Here is a 20,722-nt window from a genome sequence, read left to right as displayed (position 1 = left end):
CGGCAGAACGGGACTTGCCAGGCCGCTGGCGGCGCCCCGGGCGTTTCAAACGGTAAAGATTCGCATTAGAATCGCCGCTCCTGCCAGCCAGCGTCCCGGAAAACGCAAGCCAGCGCCCTTGCGTTGAAACTTTTTCCTCTTCTCCGGGACTTCCATGGTTTCTCAGCCCTTGCGGGTGGCGCAGCGCGCGGCCCGCCCCTTTGCGATCCTGGCCGCTCGCCTGCCGCTGGCGCTGTGCCTCGCGCAGGCCGCCTGGGCGCAGACAGAGGACGCTCCGGCCGGAGCATCCGCCGCGCCGCCGCAGATGCAGGAGGTGCGCATCGACGCCAGCGCCGACAGGGAGCGCGGCTTTGCGCCCGCCGATGCGCAGACGGCGGGCAAGGCCCTGATGCGGCGGCTGGAGACGCCGCAGTCGGTGAGCGTGGTCACGCGCGAGCAGATGGAGTCGCGCCAGATCACCAACCTGCAGCAGGCGCTACAGACCGTGGCCGGCGTGAGCCCGGTCAACTATGGCCGCCGGGGGTTTGACGACATCCACATCCGCGGCTTTCGCGCCAGGATGCAGCCCTATGGCTACGAGCGCTTTGAAGTGCTCAAGGGCGCGGCCTCCGTGCTCTACGGTCAGGTGCAGCCCGGCGGAATCGTCAACGCCGTGAGCAAGCGACCGCGCAGGGAGGCGTTGAACGAGGCCGGAATCGAACGGGGCAGCTTTGGCCTGCGCACGCTGCAGGCGGACCTGAACCGGCCGTTGTCCGCATCGGGCAAGACTGCGCTGCGCATCAGCGCGCAGGTCTCCGACAGCGACGACCCCACGGACTTTGTCTACCGCAAGGACCGCTGGCTGGCCGCCGCGCTCGCGCTCGACCCGGGCCCCGACACCGACCTGGTGCTGCTTGCCAACCACAGCCGCAACGAATGGCTGCGCCAGCAGGGCCTCTCGCCCTACGGCACGGTGCTGCCCAACCCCAACGGCCGCCTGCCGCGCACGCTGTTCACGGGCGATCCGGGCCTGGGCGCCTACGACATGCAAAGCAGTTCCGTCGGCTACGCGCTCGAGCACCGGTTCTCGCCCGCCATGGCGCTGCGCCAGAACCTGCGCTACGAGACCGGGCAGGGAACGGGCGACTTCGTCTCCAACCTGGCGCTGCAAGCGGACAGGCGCCAGCAAAACCGCAGCCTCTCGCGCCAGTCCATGGACTCGGACATGCTGGCCACCGACACCTCGCTGCTGTCGCGCTTCGCGGCCCTGGGCGCGCAGCACCAATTGGTCACGGGGCTGGACCTGCGCCGCGGCCGCGACCACTGGACGCGCAGCATCTGCCGCATCGGCGCGCTGGATTTGTTCGCGCCGCGCTACGGCATGGCGGCCACCTGCCCCGCAGCCCCGAGCAGCGACGCGCCGTCCCGGCTCACGGTGGCGGGCCTGTACGCGCAAGACCAGATCCGGTTCGGCCCCAACTGGACAGCGCTGCTGGGCCTGCGCCGCGACAGCTCGACGAACCACATCGACAACCGCGTGAGCGGCGTGCGGACGCGGCAAGCGGACGCCGCGACCACGCTGTCTGCCGGTCTGGTGCACGTGTTCAGACCCGGCTGGGCGGCCTACGCGAGCTACGGCGAATCCTTTCTGCCGGTCAGCGGGCTGACCTTCGGGGGCACGCCCCTGGTTCCCGAAACCGGCGAGCAATGGGAAGCGGGACTGAAATACGAGTCCTTCGACGAAGCCCTTGGCGGCCAGGTCACCGGCGCGCTGGCGCTGTTTGACCTGGTGCGCCAGAACGTCCGCACCACGGACCGGGAACACCCCGGCTTCAGCGTGCAGACCGGCGAGCAGCGCGCCCGGGGCCTGGAACTGGAACTGGGCGCCGACCTGCGCAGCGGCTGGAAGCTGACCGGCGCCTACAGCTGGACGCAGACCAAGGTCACGCGCGACAACAACGCCGCCATCGTCGGCCGGCCGCTGAACCTCACGCCGCGCCACACGCTCGCCACCTGGGCCACGTACCAGCTGCCGCAGTCCCCGCGCACCACGCTGGGCCTGGGTGGGCGCTGCGTGAGCGAGCAGATCGGCGCCCACCCCTTCACGCTGCCCGCGTACTGCGTGGCCGACGCATCGGTCCGCTACCAGGGCCCGAGCTACCGCGTGGCGGCCGGGGTCAGGAACCTGTTCAACCGGGCGTACTACGACGGCGCGATCAACGCCAACGTGGTCTCGCCCGCCGCACCGCGCAGCCTCAGCCTGGGTCTGACGTACTTCTTCTGAAGCGCTGCGTCCATTCCGGTCTCCACTTATCTCCGCGAAACCCCCATGCCTTCCTCCCTCAACCCCCACCCCCTTGCAGCCCCGCCCGGGCGCTGGATGCAGGCTGCGCTGGCACTGTGCCTGGCGCAGGCCACGCTGGCGCAAACGGCGGACGAAGCCGCGAGCACCCCCGCACCGCCGCTGCCGGAAGTGCGCGTGAACGCCGACGCCGAAAAGGACCGGGGCTTTGCCCCCGTCGATGCGCAGACGGCGGGCAAGGCCCCGATGCGGCGGCTGGAGACGCCGCAGTCGGTGAGCGTGGTCACGCGCGAGCAGATGGAGTCGCGCCAGATCACCAACCTGCAGCAGGCGCTGCAAACCGTGGCCGGCGTGAGCCCGGTCACCTATGGCCGCCGGGGGCTTGACGATGTCCACATCCGCGGCTTTCTCGCCACTGAATCCATTCTGGTCGACGGCCTGGTGCAAAGCGCCGGCGTCTGGGCCCGGCTGCGGCCCTACGGCTACGAGCGCTTTGAGGTGCTCAAGGGTGCGGCCTCGGTGCTCTACGGCCAGGTGCAGCCCGGCGGAATCGTCAACGCCGTGAGCAAGCGGCCGCGCAAGGAGGCGCTGAACGAGGCCGGAATCGAGCTGGGCAGCTTTGGCCTGCGCACGCTGCAGGCGGACCTGAACCGGCCGTTGTCCGCATCGGGCAGGACCGCGTTGCGCATCAACGCGCAGGTCTCCGACAGCGACGACCCCACGCACTTTGTCTACCGCAAGGACCGCTGGTTTGCGCCCTCGCTGTCCATCGACCTGGGGCCCCGGACCGACCTGGTACTGCTTGCCACTTACAGCCACAGCAAATGGCTGTTCCAGCAGGGCATCTCGCCCTACGGCACGGTGCTGCCCAACCCCAATGGCCGCCTGCCGCGCACGCTGTTCGGGGGGGACCCGGGCTTTGGCACCTACGACGTGGAAAACAGCTCCCTGGGCTACGCGCTCGAGCACCGGTTTGCGCCCGCGCTGACGCTGCGCCAGAACCTGCGCTATGAAAACAAGGGGGGCACGGGCCAATTCGTCTACAACCGGACCCTGGAGTCCAACAGGCGTTGGCAAAACCGGGGCGTCTCGCTCCAGGCCATGGACTACGACATCCTGGCCACCGACACCTCGCTGCTGTCGCGCTTTGCGGCCCTGGGCGCGCAGCACCGGCTGGTCACGGGGCTGGACCTGCGCCGCGGCCACAGCCGGATGATCCGCCGCAGCTGCAAGATCGGCGCGCTGGATTTGTTCGCGCCGCGCTACGGCATGGAAGTCAGCTGCCCCGCAGCGCCGAGCAGCGACGCGCCGTCCCGGCTCACGGTGGCGGGCCTGTACGCGCAAGACCAGATCCGGTTCGGCCCCAACTGGACGGCGCTGCTCGGCCTGCGCCGCGACAGCTCGACGAACCACATCGACAACCGCGTGAGCGGCGTGCGGACGCGGCAAGCGGACGCCGCGACCACGCTGTCTGCCGGTCTGGTGCATGCGTTCAGACCCGGCTGGGCGGCCTACGCGAGCTACGGCGAATCCTTTCTGCCGGTCGGCGGGCTGACCTTCGGGGGCACGCCCCTGGTTCCCGAAACCGGCGAGCAATGGGAAGCGGGACTGAAGTACGAGTCCTTCGACGAAGCCCTTGGCGGCCAGGTCACCGGCGCGCTGGCGCTGTTTGACCTGGTGCGCCAGAACGTCCGCACCACGGACCGGGAGCACCCCGGCTTCAGCGTGCAGACCGGCGAGCAGCGCGCCCGGGGCCTGGAACTGGAAATTGGCGCCGACCTGCGCAGCGGCTGGAAGCTGACCGGCGCCTACAGCTGGACGCAGACCAAGGTCACGCGCGACAACAACGCCGCCATCGTCGGCCGGCCGCTGAACCTCACGCCGCGCCACACGCTCGCCACCTGGGCCACGTACCAGCTGCCGCAGTCCCCGCGCACCACGCTGGGCCTGGGCGGGCGCTGCGTGAGCGAGCAGATCGGCGCCTACCCCTTCACGCTGCCCGCGTACTGCGTGGCCGACGCGTCGGTCCGCTACCAGGGCCCGAACTACCGCGTGACGGCCGGGGTCAGGAACCTGTTCAACCGGGCGTACTACGACGGCGCGATCACCGCCGACGTGGTCTCGCCCGCCGCACCGCGCAGCTTCAGCCTGGGCCTGGCGTATTTCTTCTGACGCGCATGCCCGGCCCGCGCACACTGAGCCGCCTGCTGGTCCTGCACTCCTGGGCCGGCATCGTCACCGGCCTGTTGCTGTTCATCGTCTGCTTCTCGGGCGCGGTGGTGGTCTTCAAGCACGAAATCGACCTGTGGGCGAATCCATCGCTGGCCCGCCTGCCCCGCTCGGAGCGCCCTGCAGCATTGGCCACCGTGCTGGCGCAACTGCAAACGCATTACCCCGGCGCCACGGTCGAGTCGATTGCGCTGCCCGACGCCGTCAACCCGAACTACTTTGCCTGGGTGCGCGGGCCCGGCGCCAACGCGCGCACCAAGCTCGCCCTGCGCTCGGACACCGGCGCCGTGGTCGGCCCGGTCGATAGCCAGCTCGGCCAGTACCTGCGCATGCTGCACGTGTTCCTGTTCTTCGGGCCGCGCTGGATCGTCGGTTTTCTGGGCGTGAGCATGCTGGTGCTGATCGGCACCGGCGTCGTCATCCACCGCAAAATCCTGGCCGAACTATTCACCCTGCGCTGGGACCGCAGCCCGCGCGTGCTGCTCTCGGACCTGCACAAATGCACCGGCGTCTGGGGGCTGGGCTTTCATATCCTGATCGCCGCAACGGGTGCGTGGATGGGCTTGGCGCCGCTGTTCGAGCAGGGCTACGAATACCTGACGACCGGCGCCACCACCACCACCACCGCAGCAGCAGCCACGCAGCACGGCACCGCCCCGGCAGCCATGCAATCGCTCGACGCCCTGCACGCCGCAGCGCAGCAGGCCATGCCCGGGCTGCAAACGCAGCATGTGTCGCTGCGGCGCTGGGGCAGCAGCAGCGCCGAAGCGGGCTTTAGCGGCAAGCTTGGCGGGCACCTGGCGAGCACCGCAAGGGTGGACCTGGACGCGGTCACAGGCCGGCTGAACAAACTGCACGATCCCCGCACCCGGGGGTTTTGGTCGCTGCTCAACAGCCTCATGGAACCGCTGCACTTTGGCGACTATGGCGGCCTCACGCTCAAATGGCTGTACTTCATCCTGGGCCTGACGCCCGCGCTGATGTCGATCTCGGGAACGCTGATCTGGCTCATGCACCGTGGGTCGTCCGCAGTGCGGTAGGGCAGGCATGCAAGGTTTTCTTCTGGCCCTGCACGCCACCACGCCCGCTGCGCTGAGCGCGGCCGTGCTCCTGCACCTGTGCGCGCCGGCCTGGCTGCCGCCGCTGGCACAGCGCCCCGCATGGGCCGTGTGGGCGCTGATCAGCGCGTGGTTGCTGATGTCCGCCCTGGCGGCCCTGGCACTGCGCCCGCTCGCGTTATGGCGGGTGCCGTTGCGCTGCGCGGCGGCATTCCTGGCGCTGGCCGGCGCGCTGGGCCTGGTACGGGGCGCCGCCCTGGCACCCGCCATGCTGGCGAGCCTGGCAACGCTGGGGCTGTTGTGCCTGGGAATCGCCGCCTGTATCGGCCCACGGAGACAAGCCAGGCGGGTGCCCGCGAGCCGGCGCAAGACCGCGCGGCGCAGTTGGCACCAGCGCTGCGCCCAGGCGGTGGCGCATGGGCCCTTTTGGTTGACCGGCTTGCTCGCGCTGGAATCGCTGCGGCTGGCGCATCTCGTGAGCACCGGGCCCGCACGCGCGTCGGGCATGCTGGGCCTGCTGCTGGCGTTCTTCATCGCACTGCCTGCCGCGACCCTGCGGGTCTGGGCAGCGCGCAGCGCGGGTGTGTTGTGGAGCCTGGCGGCGCTGGCCTACGGTGGCCTGGCGCTGAAAACCGGTTTGCTGCAATGGCCCGTGGCAGCCGCCCTGTGCGCCATCGCGGCGTGCCATGCTGCCGCCGCCCCTGTGCACCCGCGGCAGGCGGGCCCATGACGGGAAGCGCGTTCCCCTCATTTCCAGCAGTCTGCACTGGCAGTCTTGTCGTCTGGAAAACCGGAATGTCCCGTCAGTTTCTTTCTCCCCAAATGGTCAAGAGAAAAATCCCCGCATCGATCATCGGCCATCACGGTGCCCGCCTTGCGCGTTGCTTTGACGGTATATGTACTGGACGTGGCTTCCACGGTGATGTCGTACACCGGGGCTCCTTCCCCAGGCACCGGGGAAACACTGAACCGGGATGGAAACTGTGACGCATCCGTGACCGCCACGGTGGCACTGTTCTTGTCGTAGCGGAAATTCTCCGTATAAAACCGCTCCATCCACTGCTGCGCACCGATCAGAACGGTCTTGGCCTGCGCACGCCGGGACCTGGCCATGAACTCCTTATAAGAAGGGTAGGCCACGGCGGCCAAGATCCCGATGATTGCCACGACGATCATCACCTCGATCAGCGTAAAGCCACGCTGTGGCCGCTCGTGCTTCATTGGTCGGTCCTCAGGCCGGGGATTTCCCGCCATTGCAGTCGCTGTGATCCACCGCCGCTGAAGCACAGAAACTCCTCCTTGCCACCCCCGGTGATGACCCTCTTGGCGTGTTGACCGGGTTTGCACGGTGCCGGGAGATTCGATCCTGGCGGGAGAAAAGGCTTGGGGGTCATGTCAGAGACCACGGACACCTTCTGAGCGTCAATGTCCTTGGCGGCGATGGGTGTCTTCGTGCTCAACACCATGATGCTGCCCTGGGCAGGGCGATCGACCTTTCCGGAAACCGGATTCACGGTATAGAGCGCTGCTTTGTGGTTCAAAGAACATTCACTGACCGTCGTATCCCGCGGACGAATGGTCAGAAACGACAGAACCCCTGCAGTCGAAATCGGGTCTGACAAAACCGCTTCCGCAGTCCCTGGAAAATTGAAATACCAGCCATCATGGAGACGCCAATTCAGATCGGTAGTGGTCGTGAGGGTCACTACGCCATCAGGGTTTCGGGTATAGCTTCGGGGCGCCAAGGTATCCATCCCTCTGGGCAGAGCGCGCCCGGCCGGTGCTCCCAGGCCGGGTCGATCCCAAATACCATAAGCCCGCTGCACCACCCCGGATCTGGGAAAATCCCCGTCTTGAAATGCATTACCGGTCGCAAAATTGACCATGAATCATTTTTCTCTTGCCGTCCTGCGCCTGCAATCTATAATCTGCGGGCGCCGCCTCACTGGCCAGCAGCAGATCGCTGAAATCTGCCGGGGCATTGATGTTTCTGTCGCAGGCGGGATTGAAAAAAGCAATCCAGCCCACCTGCCAGTCAGCCCCTGTCGTCGTGCACGCTGGGGCATTGGCGCCGGCATTGCTGCTCATGCACAGGGTCACACAGGTATTGCGGTTGACGGCCTCGTTGCGGGCCCTCAGAACACTGCTGGTGAATTCGTTGCCCAGGTTGCTCAGCCGGCTGCGAGCCATGGAATCGCGCATCGAGGGGGCCGCCAAACTGGCCAAAATGACAGCCAAGGCGAGTGTCACCAGCAACTCGATCAGCGTGAAACCCTGCGCGGCGCGGCGCGGTCTGGCAAGCGCGGCTGGTCTGCCGCACCCAGTACCTGTGCCCAAGGCCCCGGTGCGGGTGGCCTGGAACTCGGCGTGACCAACATCGCCTTCATTGGGATGCGATGGTTTTCTCTTGTTGGTGGAACTACTTGTTGGGCCCTCCAGCCCTGACGCGATCTTCTCGCTATGCTTTCTTCCATGGCGCGAGCTCCTTCCAGCGCTCGGTTGGGCGGTAGAGGGGTGATAGTTCAGCATGGGGCACCATCGGTTTTAGTTACGTTACTTCCAGTAAGTTGATTGTACGCGGAGTGACTGATGCGATGGCTTGTACCATGCAAGAGTTACTTGGGCCGTCGCCTCACTGTGAGCCATAATTCACAGCCTCATGCGGCTGTGGTTGCGACCGGTTGGCAGGCAGAAGGGCCGGTAGCGCCGTAGCGCCCTGTGTGTCAAGGGGTTGCGCTTGATGCGCCCGCGTCCTGCCCCGGTTCAAGGGCAGGTTGGTGCAGGATGGCTTGGTTACAATTTGATTGGGTATGACCGAGCGCCAAAACCCGGCGCAGGAGACGAGGACCATGTGCGCAGCCGTATCGCCCCCCCTGCCCGAAGGAGTGCAGCGCGTGGCTGCAGCCTTGCAGGCGCAGCAGCACCCCCACATGCCGCAGATGCTCGATGCGGCCGCGCGCACTGCGCAGCAGGCGGCCGACGCGCTGGGCATTTTGCTGGGGCAGGTGGCCAAGAGCGTCATTTTTCGCCGCAGGAGCGACGACGCGGTGGTGCTCGTGGTCGCCTCGGGGGATCGGCGGGTGGACGAGAAAAAGGTCGAGGCCCATGTGGGCAGCATCGGCCGCGCCGACGCCGGATTCGTGAAGTCGCGCACGGGTTTTTCGATCGGCGGCGTGTCGCCCGTCGCGCACGCCACGCCGCCGGTGACGCTGATCGACCGGGAACTGCTGCGCTTTGACGTGGTCTGGGCCGCAGCCGGGCACCCGCACAGCGTGTTCCCCCTGCATCCCCGCGACCTGCAGCGCCTGACGGGTGCGCCCGTGGTCGACGTGGTGCAGGCCGCTCCATGAACACCCTCAATTTGCTGCGCATGCGCGCGCGCCAAGCGAGCGCGGGGGGGCATTTCGACTCCGGGAGTACCGCGGCCGTGCCCTCGCCGTGCATTTCGGTGTGCCGCATGTCGCCGGACCGCAGCCACTGCGAGGGCTGCTATCGCACGCTGGACGAGATCGGCGTCTGGGCGCGCGCCGACGCCCGGCTGCGCCGCAGCATCTGGGCGCGGCTGCTCGGGCGCGCGGGCATTTCCCTGGCCGTGGGCGACCTGCGATGAAGCGCATCACCTTCTACCTGGACTTTGTTTCGCCCTACGCCTGGCTGGCGTTCGAGCGCCTGCCCGAAGTGCTCATGGGCCTGAGCTACAGCGTGGCCTATAAGCCCGTGCTGCTCGGTGCGCTATTGCAGCAGCACGGCAATCCGGGCCCGGCGGGAATCGGTCCCAAGCGCGACTGGACCTACCGCCATGTGGCCTGGCTCGGCCATGCGCAGGGAACGCCGCTGCAAATGCCCGCGTGCCACCCGTTCAACCCGTTGCCCCTGCTGCGCCAGGCGCTGGCCTGCAGCGACGATGGTCACGTCAACCGCTTTGTCGCGGGCAGCGTGCTGCGCCATGTGTGGCAGGGTGGGCAGGATGCGCTCGACGCCGGGCGTTTGGCGGCGTTGGCCGCAGAGCTCTCCGAGCAGCTGCGTCCCGGGCAGGACGCCGCCAGCGCAGCGCCCAAGGCGCTGCTGCGCGCCAACACCGAGGCCGCGCAGGCCGCGGGCGTGTTTGGCGTGCCCACATTCGAGGTTGACGGCAAGCTGTTCTGGGGGCTGGACGGCCTGCCCATGCTGCGCGCGTATCTGGACGGCGACGCATGGTTCGACGGGGGCGATTGGGAAGCAGTCTCCCGCGTCCCCTCGGGGCTGGCGGGCTGAGGGCCGAAGCCTTTGCGGGGGCGACGGGGCCTGCATTCCCGCATGTCGAAAGCCTGTGCACGGGTTTCACCGGATCTTGTCAGAGAGCGGTCAGTTTGGCGCAAGCTCCCGTTGGTTTCGCGTCAGAGCCCGGTCAGTGCCGGCTCCGAGAATGCGCGTGCAGCCGCGCCGCCAGCGCGGTCCAAACAATCAGCATTCAGGAGATAAACACACCATGGCAACAGCCCATCACGCACCGCGCCCGATGTCGCGCGAGGAGAAGAAGCTCATCTTCGCTTCCTCGCTCGGCACCGTTTTCGAGTGGTACGACTTTTACTTGTACGGCGCGCTCGCTGCCATCATCGCCAAGAAGTTTTTCAGCAGTCTGGATGAGACTTCGGCGTTCATCTTCGCGCTGTTGGCGTTTGCTGCGGGCTTCATCGTGCGGCCGTTTGGCGCCCTGGTTTTTGGTCGCCTTGGCGACATGGTCGGTCGCAAGTACACCTTCCTGGTCACCATCCTGATCATGGGTCTGTCAACTTTTATCGTGGGCTGCTTGCCCACCTATGAGTCGGTCGGCGTGGCGGCTCCCGTTGCCTTGATCGCCCTGCGCCTGCTGCAGGGTCTGGCGCTCGGCGGCGAGTACGGCGGCGCGGCCACCTATGTGGCCGAGCATTCACCCCAGGGCAAGCGCGGCGCCTACACGGCCTGGATTCAGACCACGGCCACGCTGGGTCTGTTTCTGTCGCTGGTCATGATTCTGGTAATCCGCAGCGTTCTGGGCGAGGAAGCCTTCGCCGATTGGGGCTGGCGTATTCCGTTCCTCGTGTCCATCTTGCTGCTGGGCGTCTCGCTCTGGATCCGCCTGTCGATGAACGAATCGCCGGCCTTCCAGAAGATGAAGGCCGAGGGCAAGACCTCCAAGGCGCCCCTGACCGAGTCCTTCGGCCAGTGGAAGAACCTCAGGATCGTGATCCTGGCGCTGCTGGGCCTGACCGCCGGCCAGGCCGCGGTGTGGTATTCGGGCCAGTTCTACGCCCAAATCTTTCTGACCCAGGCGCTCAAGGTCGATCTCTCGACCGCCAACATCCTCGTTGCCTTGTCGCTGTTGATCGGTACGCCGTTCTTCATCGTGTTCGGCACCCTGTCGGACCGCATCGGCCGCAAGCCCATCATTTTGCTGGGCTGTCTGCTGGCTGCGCTGACCTACTTCCCCGTGTTCGGCGCGCTGACCCGGGCGGCCAACCCGGCGCTGGCCGAGGCCCAGGCCAAGAACCGGGTGCTCGTCACGGCCGACTCCGCCGAGTGCTCGTTCCAGTTCAACCCCACGGGCACTGCCAAGTTCACCAGTTCCTGCGACATCGCCAAGCAGGTGCTGGCCGGCGCTTCGGTGAGTTACGAAAATGCCCCGGGGGCGGTGGGCGCTCCGGCCACGATCAGGATCGGCGAGATCGTGATCACCGCCTACTCCAGCCAAGGTCTGCCGGCGGACGAGGCCAAGAAAAAGGACGCCGAGTTCAAAAAGGCCGTGACCGAGGCCCTGAAGACTGCGGGCTATCCGAACAAGGCCGACCCCGAGCGCATCAACAAGGTCCTGGTCGTCGCGCTCCTGACCTATCTGGTGCTGCTCGTGACCATGGTCTACGGCCCCATCGCCGCCATGCTGGTGGAACTGTTTCCGACCCGCATCCGCTACACCTCGATGTCCCTGCCCTACCACATCGGCAACGGCTGGTTCGGCGGCATGCTGCCCCCCATGGCGGTGGCCATCGTGGCGCAGACCGGCAATATGTATAACGGCCTGTGGTACCCCATCATCATCGCGGGGGCCACCGTCGTGATTGGCGGCTTGTTCGTCAAGGAAACCAAGGACGTCGATATCTACGCCGGCGACTGAGCAGCTCTGACCCGGACAGGAGCGCCCGGTGCATCGACGCACCGGGCGGTCTCATGGGGGGGCGCCGGAGGCCATCATTTCTGCAATGCCTGCAGCAGTTTGGCGTGGATTGCGCCAAAGCCGCCATTGCTCATGCACACCACATGGTCCCCGGGGCGGGCTGCCTGGAGCAACTGGGCGAGCAGGGTGTCGAGGTCGGGGGCGGTCTGCGCGCGCAGGCCGGGGCCAACGCCCAGCGGAGCCAGCGCCTGCGCTGCGTCCCAGTCCAGTCCTGCCGTGTGGCAGAACGCCAGGTCGGCGGGTTCCAGCGCCCACGGCAACCGGTTCTTCATGGCGCCGAGCTTCATGGTGTTGCTGCGCGGCTCGAACACCGCCAGGATGCGGGCCTCGGCGCCCAGTCTGCGGCGCAGCCCGTCGAGCGTGCTGCGCAGCGCCGTGGGGTGGTGCGCGAAGTCGTCGTATACGGCGATGCCACCGACCGTACCGCGCAGTTCCATGCGCCGCTTCACGCTCCGGAACGAGGCGAGCGCGGCCGCCGCCTGGCCGGGGTCCACGCCGACATGCTCGGCAGCGGCGATGGCAGCCAATGCGTTGAGCTGGTCGTGCACGCCGGCCAGCGCCCATTGCACCCGGGCCACCGGCCGGCCCTGGTGCAGCACGTCAAAGGACTGGGGATCGCCTTGTGCGAAAAAATCGTTCGCCGCGGCGCCGAAACGGCGCACCTCGCTCCAGCAGCCCCTGTGCAGCACGCGCGTGAGGCTCTCCTCCAGTCCGTTCGCGACCACGCGACCCGACGCCGCAACGGTGCGCACCAGGTGATGGAACTGGCGCTCGATCGCAGCGAGGTCGTCAAAGATGTCCGCGTGGTCGAATTCGAGGTTGTTCAGCACGGCGGTGCGCGGGCGGTAGTGCACGAACTTGCTGCGCTTGTCGAAGAAGGCGGTGTCGTATTCGTCGGCCTCGATGACGAACAGCGGCGCCGCCCCGAGCGGGGCGTTGGTCGGGGTCGGGCGGCGTGGCGCGCCGAGCCGCGCCGACAGGCCAAAGTTCAGCGGCACGCCGCCAATCAGAAAGCCGGGCCGCTGCCCTGCGTGCTCCAGAATCCAGGCCAGCATCGACGCGGTGCTGGTCTTGCCGTGCGTGCCGGCGACCGCCAGCACATGGCGGCCCTGCAGCATATGCTCGGCGAGCCACTGGGGGCCGCTGGTGTAGGGCTGGCCCGCATCCAGAATGGCTTCCATCAGGGGAAACTTGGGCGTGCCGTCGGGCAGGCGGGCGCGGCTGACCACGTTGCCGATGACGAATACGTCGGGCGCAAGCGCCATCTGGTCGGCGCCAAAACCCTCGATCAACCCGATTCCCAGCGCCCCGAGCTGTTCGCTCATGGGGGGGTAGACCCCCGCGTCGCAGCCCGTCACCTTGTGCCCGGCTTCGCGTGCGAGCGCTGCGAGGCCGCCCATGAACGTGCCGCAGATGCCCAGGATATGGAGGTGCATGGGCGCGGATTCTAAGGCCGTCGGGGATCCCTTCTGCAGAATGCAAAAGGGCTTGCGGTGTATGTCTTGCAAGCACCATTTCCCATGAAAAATGGAGTGAATGCAATGACCGGGCGCCGCGCCGCATGCTGGCTGCGGGGGATGCCGGTTGGTCGCCCCCGCGGTTCAAGCCACAATGCCGTCTCCTGCTGTTGTCACGCGCTGCCATGCACACCTCTTTGAGCGACGAAATTGCCTGCACCGCGGCCCGGCTGGTGGTGCAAGAGGGGCTCGAATGGGGTCCGGCGAAGCGCCGGGCGCTGCGTCAGATGGGGCTGCCGGGGCGCACGGCGCTGCCCGACAACGCCCGGGTCGAGGCGGCGGTGCGCGAGTACATCCAGCTTTTCTGCGCCGACACGCAGCCGCGCGAGCTGCGCGCCCTGCGCCAGCTCGCGCTGGTGTGGATGGAGCGCATGGCGGCCTTCCGCCCGCACCTGGGCGGGGCGGTCTGGCATGGCACGGCCACGCGCTTGTCGGATATTTATTTGCAATTGTTCTGCGATGACTCCAAGTCGGCGGAAATTGCGCTGATGAACCAGCATGTCGGCTACGAGCCCCGCAGGGTGTCGGCGGGCTTGCGCGGTGAATCGGTGGAGGCGCTGAGCCTGGGCTGCAGGTCGCCCGAGCTCGGCGAGATGATCGGGGTGCATCTGCTGATCCAGGACCTCGACGACCTGCGTGGCGCCCTGCGGCCCGGCGCCCGGGGCCGCGTGCCGCGCGGCGACGTGAGCGCCGTGCGCCGCCTGCTCCAGGAAACAAGCGAACCCCCAGCCACATGACCCGTCGCGCCGAAATCCCCGAACCCGTCCCTGCGGCGTCGAACCCGCCCTCGCCCGTGCGCCGGCGCCTTTTGTACGCGGGCGTCGCGGGCGCAGCCGCCTTGGGCGGGGGGGGCCTGGCGTGGTGGAGACTCCAGCCGCAGGCCCCGGACTCTGGTGCGCAGCAGGCGCTTTGGGCCATGGAATTCGAGCAACCCGGGGGGGCGGTCGTGGCGCTGAAGTCTTTCGCGGGCCGGCCGCTGCTGCTCAACTTCTGGGCCACCTGGTGCCCGCCCTGCGTGGCGGAACTGCCCATGCTCGACGCCTTTTATCGTGCGCATTCCGCCCAAGGCTGGCAAGTTCTGGGGTTGGCCGTGGACCAGCCCCCGGCCGTGCGCAAATTCCTGCAGCACCGCCCGCTGGCATTCCCCGTGGGGCTTGCGGGAGCCGGTGGCGTGGGCCTGGGGCGGTCCCTGGGCAATCTGACAGGGGGGCTGCCATTTACTGTGGTGCTGGGGGGCGACGGGCGGGTGCGGCACCGTAGAATGGGGCCGCTGAGTGCGCGGGATCTGCAACTGTGGTCCTCCCTGCGCTAGTATCCTGCCCCGCCCCGCAAATATCCGCGCGGCAGGATTCCAGGCCCCCGCAGTTCCCGGTGCACCGTCCAGCGCGCATGGCCATACCGGAGTTCACGAAAAATACGCGTCGATGACTGCGGTAGGGTGAAATTGGAGTAAATTCGCGCCCTCTTGTTTGATAGCCATTGGAGCGCCCATGGATCTGCGAAAGCTCAAAACCCTTATCGACCTCGTGTCCGAGTCGAATGTCTCGGAGCTCGAAATCACGGAAGCGGAGGGCAAGGTGCGCATCGTCAAAAGCGGTGCCACCGGGGTGCAGCATGGCGCCGCCGCGCCGGCGCCTGTCGCCGCCCCGGTGGTCGAACTGCCGGTGGCCGCGGTGCCCGCGGGCCATATCGTCAAGTCGCCCATGGTGGGCACGTTCTACCGTTCTCCGAGCCCCGGCGCCAAGGCCTTCGTCGAAGTCGGCAGCCAGATCAAGGAGGGCGAGACCATTTGCATCATCGAGGCCATGAAGATTCTCAACGAGATCGAGGCCGACAAGTCGGGCACGGTGACCCGCATCCTGGGCGAAAACGGCCAGGCCGTGGAATACGGACAGCCGCTGTTCGTCATCGAATAAGGCGCGCATGTTCAAGAAAATTCTTGTCGCCAACCGCGGCGAAATCGCGCTTCGCATCCAGCGCGCCTGCCACGAACTGGGCGTGAAGGCGGTGATGGTCTACTCCGAGGCGGACCGGGACGCCAAGTACGTGAAGCTCGCCGAAGAGGCCGTCTGCATCGGCCCCGCACCGTCGCACCTGAGCTACCTGAACATGCCGGCCATCATTTCGGCCGCCGAGGTGACCGACGCCGAGGCGATTCACCCCGGCTACGGTTTTCTGTCCGAGAACGCCGACTTCACCGAGCGCGTGGAAAAGAGCGGCTTCCAGTTCATCGGCCCCACGCCGGAGTCGATCCGCACCATGGGCGACAAGGTGTCTGCCAAGCAGACCATGATCCGCGCCGGCGTGCCTTGCGTTCCGGGCTCCGAGGGCGAACTGCCGGACGATCCGGTCCAGATCCGCCGCATCGCCAGGACCGTGGGCTACCCCGTGATCATCAAGGCCTCGGGCGGCGGCGGCGGCCGCGGCATGCGCGTGGTGCATACCGAGGCCGCGCTGATCAACGCCGTGCAAATGACCCGGGCCGAGGCGGGTGCCGCGTTCGGCAACCCGGCGGTGTACCTGGAGAAGTTCCTGCAGAACCCGCGCCACATCGAAATCCAGGTCCTGGCCGACAAGCAGCGCAACGCGGTGTACCTGGGCGAGCGCGATTGCTCCATGCAGCGCCGCCATCAAAAGGTGATCGAAGAGGCGCCGGCGCCCGGAATCCCGCGCAAGCTGATCGAAAAGGTCGGCGAGCGCTGCGTCGCAGCCTGCAAGAAGATTGGCTACCGCGGGGCGGGAACCTTCGAGTTTCTGTACGAGGACGGCGAGTTCTATTTCATCGAAATGAACACCCGCGTGCAGGTCGAGCATCCCGTGACCGAATGGATCACCGGGGTGGACATCGTCAAGACCCAGATCATGGTCGCCGCCGGCGAGAGGCTGCCCTTCACGCAGCGCCAGATCGAAATCCGGGGCCATGCCATCGAATGCCGGATCAACGCGGAAGACCCGTACAAGTTCACCCCTTCGCCGGGGCGCATCACCACCTGGCATCCGCCGGGCGGCCCCGGTGTGCGCGTGGACTCGCATGCCTACACGAACTACATTGTTCCGCCCCACTACGACTCGATGATCGGCAAGATCATCGTGCACGGAGACACCCGCGAGCAGGCCCTGGCACGCATGCGCACGGCGTTGTCGGAGACGGTGATCGAAGGCATCAACACGAATGTTCCGCTGCACCGCGAACTGATGGTGGACGCCAATTTCATGACCGGCGGGACGAATATCCACTACCTGGAAGAGTGGCTGGCGCAGCACCCGCGGTGAGCATGGCACTTCCGCGAGGCCTCGCGATGTTTGAACTGAGTCTGCTATGTCCCGAAGACCGGGTCGAGGTGCTCGGCGACGCGCTCGACGCACTCGACGCGCTGAGCGTTTCGGTGGAGGACGCCGACGCCCGCACGGACGCCGAGCAGGCCCTGTTTGGCGAGCCGGGAATGCCGCCGCCCAGGCAGGGCTGGCAGCGCAGCCGCGTCGCCGCGCTGTTCGCCAACGAGGCGGCGGCCCAGCAGGCGCAGCAGTTGCTGGAGGTGCAGGACTTTCTCGTGGGCTGCCGGGTGCTGGGCGTCACGCAGGTGGTCGAGCAGGACTGGGTGCGGCTGACGCAGTCGCAGTTTGCCCCGGTGGACATCACGCCCGATTTCTGGATCGTTCCCACCTGGCATGAACTGCCCGCGCAGGCGCGGCGCAGCATCCGGCTGGATCCGGGGCTGGCCTTTGGCACGGGCACCCATCCCACCACGCGCATGTGCCTGCGCTGGATCGCGCGCCGTGGTGCGACCCGGCCCGCGTCGGGCAATCCGCTCGGGCGGGTTCTGGACTACGGCTGCGGTTCGGGCATTTTGGCCATTGCCGCCGCCAAGTTCGGTGCCACGGAGATCGATGCGGTCGATATCGATCCCGCGGCGCTCGATACCACGGCCCGCAATGCGCAGGCCAACGGGGTGCAACTGCACGCCGGGCTGCCGGACAGGGCGCAGGGCCGATACCAGACGGTGCTCGCGAATATCCTGGCCGCACCGCTGCGGGTGCTTGCGCCCCTGCTCTGTGCGCATGTGGCGCCGGCGGGAAATCTGGTTCTGGCGGGAATTCTGGAGCGCCAGGTCGACGAACTGAAGGCGGCCTACGCCCCCTGGGTGCCGCTGGAGGTCGCCGACGTCGAAGACGGCTGGACGCTGATGACGGCCACGCATTGAACGGATGCGTCTGCGCTCCCGCAGTTTCATGCGCCGCGATGCGCGGGGCAGGACACTAGAATGCAGCGCTGATGAGCCTGATCACCCGATGTCCGTCCTGTGCCACCTCCTTCAAGGTGGTGGCGGACCAGTTGCGCATATCGGAGGGATGGGTGCGCTGCGGTGAATGCAACGAGGTGTTCGATGCCTCGGCGCACCTGCTGGCGGTGGCGCCTGTGCCACCAGCACCAGCGGGCCCGCACCCCGAGGAAGCCGCGCCTGTGCCTGCCTGGGTCCAGCGCGGGTCCTTCGACTTGGACTTTGAAGCGGCCAGCCCACCGCACCATGCAGCATCCACAAACCCCGTCCATATCGAGCAAGACGACGCGCAGGAGCACGACCCGCCGCCCGGCTTCGTGCGCGCCGCGCAGCGCAAGGCCTTCTGGTGCAAGCCCGCGGTGCGCGCGCTGCTCGGTGTGGCGCTCCTGCTGTCGGTCCTGGGGCTGGCGCTGCAGATTGCCGTGCACGAGCGCGATCGCATCGTCGCCATGGACGCGCGTGCGCGGCCGTGGCTGATGCTGCTGTGCGCGCCGCTGCGGTGTGAAATTTCCCCGCCGCGCCAGATTGCCGGCGTGGTCATCGACAGTTCGTCGTTCAACAAGGCCCGGGGGGACAGCTACCAACTGGCTTTCACGATAAGGAACAGGGCGGCGATTGCGCTCGCCATGCCCGCGATCGAACTCACCCTGACCGACGCGCTGGACCAGCCCGTGCTGCGGCGGGTTCTGCTGCCAACGGACATGGCGGCGCCTGCGGAACTGCCGGCGCTCGGCGAATGGAGCGCATCGGTCGCGGTGATCGTGACCACCGGCGGCGCGCGGGTGGCGGGATATCGGCTGCTCGCGTTCTACCCCTGAAATCCTCTACCCAAGCGCTCCTTCAACATGGCGGTCCTGATTTGCGGTTCCCTGGCGTTCGACAGCATCATGTGCTTCGAGGGGCGGTTTGCAGAGCAAATCCTGCCCGACCAGTTGCACATCCTGAATGTGTCTTTTCTGGTGCCTTCCTTGCGCCGCGATTTCGGCGGGTGCGCGGGCAATATTGCCTACAGTCTCAAATTGCTCGGAGGCGAGCCCCTGCCCATGGCCATGCTGGGCAGCGACGGGGCAGACTACCTGCAGCACCTGGAGTCGCTGGGAATCAGCCGGCGCCACGTGGGCCAGGTGCAGGACGCCTATACCGCGCAGGCCATGATCATGACGGACCGTGACAACAACCAGATCACGGCCTTTCACCCCGGCGCGATGGCGCAGGCGCATGCCAACCGCATCGAGCCTGGCGCGGGCGCGGGCCTCGGGATTCTTGCGCCCGACGGCCGGGCTGCGATGCTCGAGCACGCCGCGCAGTTTGTGGCGGCAGGAATTCCTTTCGTGTTCGATCCCGGTCAGGGCCTGCCCATGTTCAATGGCGCAGAACTGGCGCGCTTCATCGACCAGGCAAGTTGGCTGACCGTCAACGACTACGAGGGCAGGATGCTCTGCGAGCGCACGGGCTGGAGCATGGCGCAGATCGCGCGCAAGGTGCGCGGGCTCGTCGTGACGCTCGGCGCACAGGGCTGCGCGGTGTGGGTGGATGGCCGGAAGACCCACGTGCCGGCGGTCGCGCCCACCCAGGTCGTTGACCCCACGGGTTGCGGGGACGCGTGGCGTGGCGCGCTGTTGTTCGGTCTCGAAAAGGGCTGGCCCCTGGTGCGCTGCGCCGAACTGGGAAACCGTGTTGGCGCCCTCAAGATTGCGCAGCGCGGACCGCAGAACTATCGATTGGATTTTGTTGCGTTATAAAAAAAGCCGCCCGGAGGGGCGGCTTTTGAGATTGGGAGAACTGGCGCGAAGCCAGTTTCACCATCAGAAGCTGTGGCGGATACCGAAATCGAAGCCGCTCGACTTCTTGTTGGGAGCCGTCACGGAACCGTTGAGGGCTTGCGTTGCCCCCTTCTTGTTGGTCACATTGGCAAACGTACCGTACACGGCAGTGCGCTTGGACAGGTTGTGCACATAGCCCGCAGCGATCTTGTTCGTTGCGGGATTGGGCGTGTTCAGTCCGATCTTATTGACCTTGTAGGTCGAGAACGACAGGCGGACTTCGCCAGCAGGGCCCACGGGGATTTGAACGCCGCCCAGCAGACCCTTGCCGGTGCCGTAGCCGATGACCTTGTCTTGGGCGTACTGGCCGAGAATCTTGACCACGCCCAGATCGTATTTGCCGCCAAAGTTCATGGTCGTGATGTTGCCAGTCGGCATGCCCTTGGCGGCGTTGGCGGTGTTGAGCAGGTAGGTGGTCTTGGCGAAGGATCCAGCAACGTCGATCGGGCCATTGGCGTAGCCGGCGCGCAGGGACACGCCGTTGCCGTCCTTCTTGTTGACCATATCGCTGCTGTTCTCACCCATGTAGAACTGGCCTTGGCCGTAGAAGCCGCCCAGATTGCCAGGCAGGAGGTAGCCGATGGAGTTTGAAGCGCGGACATTGGTTGGGCCGCCGATGCTGGATTTCAGGGTTTGGGTGGTGCCAACGCCGCTTGTGCCAAACGGATCGAACGAGGTCAGATTCAGGAAATGGGGGGTGTAGTCACGGCCCAGGCGAACCTCGCCAAAGCCGCCATTGAGACTGAGCGTCGAACGGCGGTTGAAGAGCAGGCCACCGCTTACTGCGTTACCTTGGTTATTGGTGTCGGTCGTGCCGCCGGTGCCGTCGTCGGGGGCCAAGCCCGCTTCGAGGTGGAACGCTGCGGACAGGCCGCCACCCAGATCCTCAACGCCACGGAAACCCAGACGGCTGCCGTTGAGACCGGAATTTCCCAGTTGTGTCTTTTTGGAAACGGTGCCGGTACCGTAGGCGAAGGTTGCATCGGCCACGCCAAACAGGGTCACGGAGGACTGTGCCATTGCCGCGCCGGAAGCAGCCAACGCAGCCAGGGCAATCAGGGATTTTTTCATTGCGAGTTACTCCAAGGTTAAACGTAGGGCTCCGGTACGGGGGGTCAGTGCGAAAGCGAAAGCACTTGCAGTGCGCGCCTGTACAGCCCCGCCGGTTCCCCGGGCCAACCTCCTGGTGGGGAAGTTGCGCTTATTGCACCAGAGCCGGCCCGGTTGCGCAAAGGAATTCACCCATAATCGACCCGAAAGCGGGAATTCGTTGCAGTGTTGCAACGTTTACATGCGCCCGGGCAGAATTGCGCCCGGGCCAAGCAGTTCCCATGCCGTGGCGGC

General features: G+C 66.7%; 20 protein-coding genes. 15 read left to right on the top strand and 5 right to left on the bottom strand.

What is annotated here, in order from left to right; genetic code table 11:
- The first annotated feature begins 154 nt into the window (after positions 1 to 154).
- The 4 genes from D5041_RS02395 to D5041_RS02380 are packed head-to-tail and all read left to right on the top strand — an operon-like array spanning position 155 to position 6,298.
- A complete protein-coding gene (locus D5041_RS02395) occupies positions 155 to 2,263 on the top strand; it encodes a TonB-dependent siderophore receptor (protein WP_265283798.1) in 2,109 nt (702 codons plus the stop codon).
- Between the two features lie 45 nt (positions 2,264 to 2,308).
- On the top strand, positions 2,309 to 4,453 hold the full coding sequence (locus tag D5041_RS02390; protein ID WP_407702205.1) for a TonB-dependent siderophore receptor: 2,145 nt from the start codon (positions 2,309 to 2,311) through the stop codon (positions 4,451 to 4,453).
- Between the two features lie 5 nt (positions 4,454 to 4,458).
- A complete protein-coding gene (locus D5041_RS02385; RefSeq protein WP_265283797.1) occupies positions 4,459 to 5,550 on the top strand; it encodes a PepSY-associated TM helix domain-containing protein in 1,092 nt (363 codons plus the stop codon).
- A 7-nt stretch (positions 5,551 to 5,557) separates the two neighbouring features.
- A complete protein-coding gene (locus D5041_RS02380; protein ID WP_265283796.1) occupies positions 5,558 to 6,298 on the top strand; it encodes a hypothetical protein in 741 nt (246 codons plus the stop codon).
- A gap of 17 nt (positions 6,299 to 6,315) precedes the next feature.
- On the opposite strand, the gene D5041_RS02375 is transcribed toward D5041_RS02380, so the two are convergent.
- From D5041_RS02375 to D5041_RS02365, 3 genes are read right to left on the bottom strand one after another with little or no spacing between them, the layout of a single operon-like run.
- Complete coding sequence (locus D5041_RS02375) at positions 6,316 to 6,789, bottom strand: type IV pilin protein (protein ID WP_265282162.1); 474 nt, start codon at positions 6,787 to 6,789, stop codon at positions 6,316 to 6,318.
- Positions 6,786 to 7,454: a pilus assembly protein gene (locus D5041_RS02370; protein WP_265283795.1), complete on the bottom strand. Its 669-nt coding sequence runs from the start codon at positions 7,452 to 7,454 to the stop codon at positions 6,786 to 6,788. Before D5041_RS02370 ends, D5041_RS02375 begins: the two co-directional genes overlap by 4 nt.
- Positions 7,432 to 8,097 carry a GspH/FimT family pseudopilin gene (locus tag D5041_RS02365; protein ID WP_265283794.1) on the bottom strand — a complete coding sequence of 222 codons (666 nt, stop codon included), beginning with the start codon at positions 8,095 to 8,097 and terminating at the stop codon, positions 7,432 to 7,434. Before D5041_RS02365 ends, D5041_RS02370 begins: the two co-directional genes overlap by 23 nt.
- Positions 8,098 to 8,417: 320 nt before the next feature.
- Between D5041_RS02365 and D5041_RS02360 the strand changes: the two genes are divergently transcribed.
- From D5041_RS02360 to D5041_RS02345, 4 genes are all read left to right on the top strand, one after another.
- Complete coding sequence (locus D5041_RS02360; protein ID WP_265284366.1) at positions 8,418 to 8,918, top strand: YbaK/EbsC family protein; 501 nt, start codon at positions 8,418 to 8,420, stop codon at positions 8,916 to 8,918.
- Positions 8,915 to 9,178 (top strand): DUF1289 domain-containing protein, encoded by a 264-nt coding sequence (locus D5041_RS02355; RefSeq protein ID WP_010101922.1) that lies wholly within the window; start codon positions 8,915 to 8,917, stop codon positions 9,176 to 9,178. Before D5041_RS02360 ends, D5041_RS02355 begins: the two co-directional genes overlap by 4 nt.
- On the top strand, positions 9,175 to 9,822 hold the full coding sequence (locus D5041_RS02350; protein WP_265283793.1) for a 2-hydroxychromene-2-carboxylate isomerase: 648 nt from the start codon (positions 9,175 to 9,177) through the stop codon (positions 9,820 to 9,822). The genes D5041_RS02355 and D5041_RS02350 overlap by 4 nt, the downstream gene beginning before the upstream one ends.
- Positions 9,823 to 10,036: 214 nt before the next feature.
- Positions 10,037 to 11,698 carry an MFS transporter gene (locus D5041_RS02345; protein ID WP_265282156.1) on the top strand — a complete coding sequence of 554 codons (1,662 nt, stop codon included), beginning with the start codon at positions 10,037 to 10,039 and terminating at the stop codon, positions 11,696 to 11,698.
- A gap of 74 nt (positions 11,699 to 11,772) precedes the next feature.
- Here D5041_RS02345 and mpl read toward each other — a convergent pair whose 3' ends face one another.
- Positions 11,773 to 13,194, bottom strand: a complete 1,422-nt coding sequence (mpl, locus tag D5041_RS02340) for a UDP-N-acetylmuramate:L-alanyl-gamma-D-glutamyl-meso-diaminopimelate ligase (RefSeq protein WP_265283792.1) — start codon at positions 13,192 to 13,194, stop codon at positions 11,773 to 11,775.
- Between the two features lie 206 nt (positions 13,195 to 13,400).
- Between mpl and D5041_RS02335 the strand changes: the two genes are divergently transcribed.
- The 7 genes from D5041_RS02335 (at position 13,401) to D5041_RS02305 (ending at position 19,297) form a co-directional block, all read left to right on the top strand.
- A complete protein-coding gene (locus tag D5041_RS02335) occupies positions 13,401 to 14,012 on the top strand; it encodes a hypothetical protein (protein WP_265283791.1) in 612 nt (203 codons plus the stop codon).
- Complete coding sequence (locus tag D5041_RS02330; RefSeq protein WP_010100008.1) at positions 14,009 to 14,587, top strand: TlpA family protein disulfide reductase; 579 nt, start codon at positions 14,009 to 14,011, stop codon at positions 14,585 to 14,587. The genes D5041_RS02335 and D5041_RS02330 overlap by 4 nt, the downstream gene beginning before the upstream one ends.
- Before the next feature lie 178 nt (positions 14,588 to 14,765).
- Entirely contained in the window at positions 14,766 to 15,191 is a 426-nt protein-coding gene (gene accB / locus D5041_RS02325; protein ID WP_010100009.1) for an acetyl-CoA carboxylase biotin carboxyl carrier protein, read from the top strand.
- A gap of 7 nt (positions 15,192 to 15,198) precedes the next feature.
- Entirely contained in the window at positions 15,199 to 16,548 is a 1,350-nt protein-coding gene (accC, locus tag D5041_RS02320) for an acetyl-CoA carboxylase biotin carboxylase subunit (RefSeq protein WP_010100010.1), read from the top strand.
- 26 nt (positions 16,549 to 16,574) lie between these two features.
- Complete coding sequence (prmA, locus tag D5041_RS02315; RefSeq protein WP_265283790.1) at positions 16,575 to 17,477, top strand: 50S ribosomal protein L11 methyltransferase; 903 nt, start codon at positions 16,575 to 16,577, stop codon at positions 17,475 to 17,477.
- Between the two features lie 71 nt (positions 17,478 to 17,548).
- On the top strand, positions 17,549 to 18,373 hold the full coding sequence (locus D5041_RS02310) for a zinc-ribbon and DUF3426 domain-containing protein (protein WP_265283789.1): 825 nt from the start codon (positions 17,549 to 17,551) through the stop codon (positions 18,371 to 18,373).
- A gap of 27 nt (positions 18,374 to 18,400) precedes the next feature.
- Positions 18,401 to 19,297: a carbohydrate kinase family protein gene (locus D5041_RS02305; protein ID WP_265283787.1), complete on the top strand. Its 897-nt coding sequence runs from the start codon at positions 18,401 to 18,403 to the stop codon at positions 19,295 to 19,297.
- 63 nt (positions 19,298 to 19,360) lie between these two features.
- Here the strand turns inward: D5041_RS02305 and D5041_RS02300 are convergent, their stop codons facing one another.
- A complete protein-coding gene (locus D5041_RS02300) occupies positions 19,361 to 20,449 on the bottom strand; it encodes a porin (protein ID WP_265283786.1) in 1,089 nt (362 codons plus the stop codon).
- Positions 20,450 to 20,722: the final 273 nt, after the last annotated feature.

The sequence above is a fragment of the Verminephrobacter aporrectodeae subsp. tuberculatae genome (genome assembly GCF_026127385.1).
GTDB lineage: Bacteria > Pseudomonadota > Gammaproteobacteria > Burkholderiales > Burkholderiaceae_C > Acidovorax > Acidovorax aporrectodeae.
Note: the sequence above shows the minus strand (reverse complement) of the source record. Positions and strands in the feature narration are given on the sequence as shown.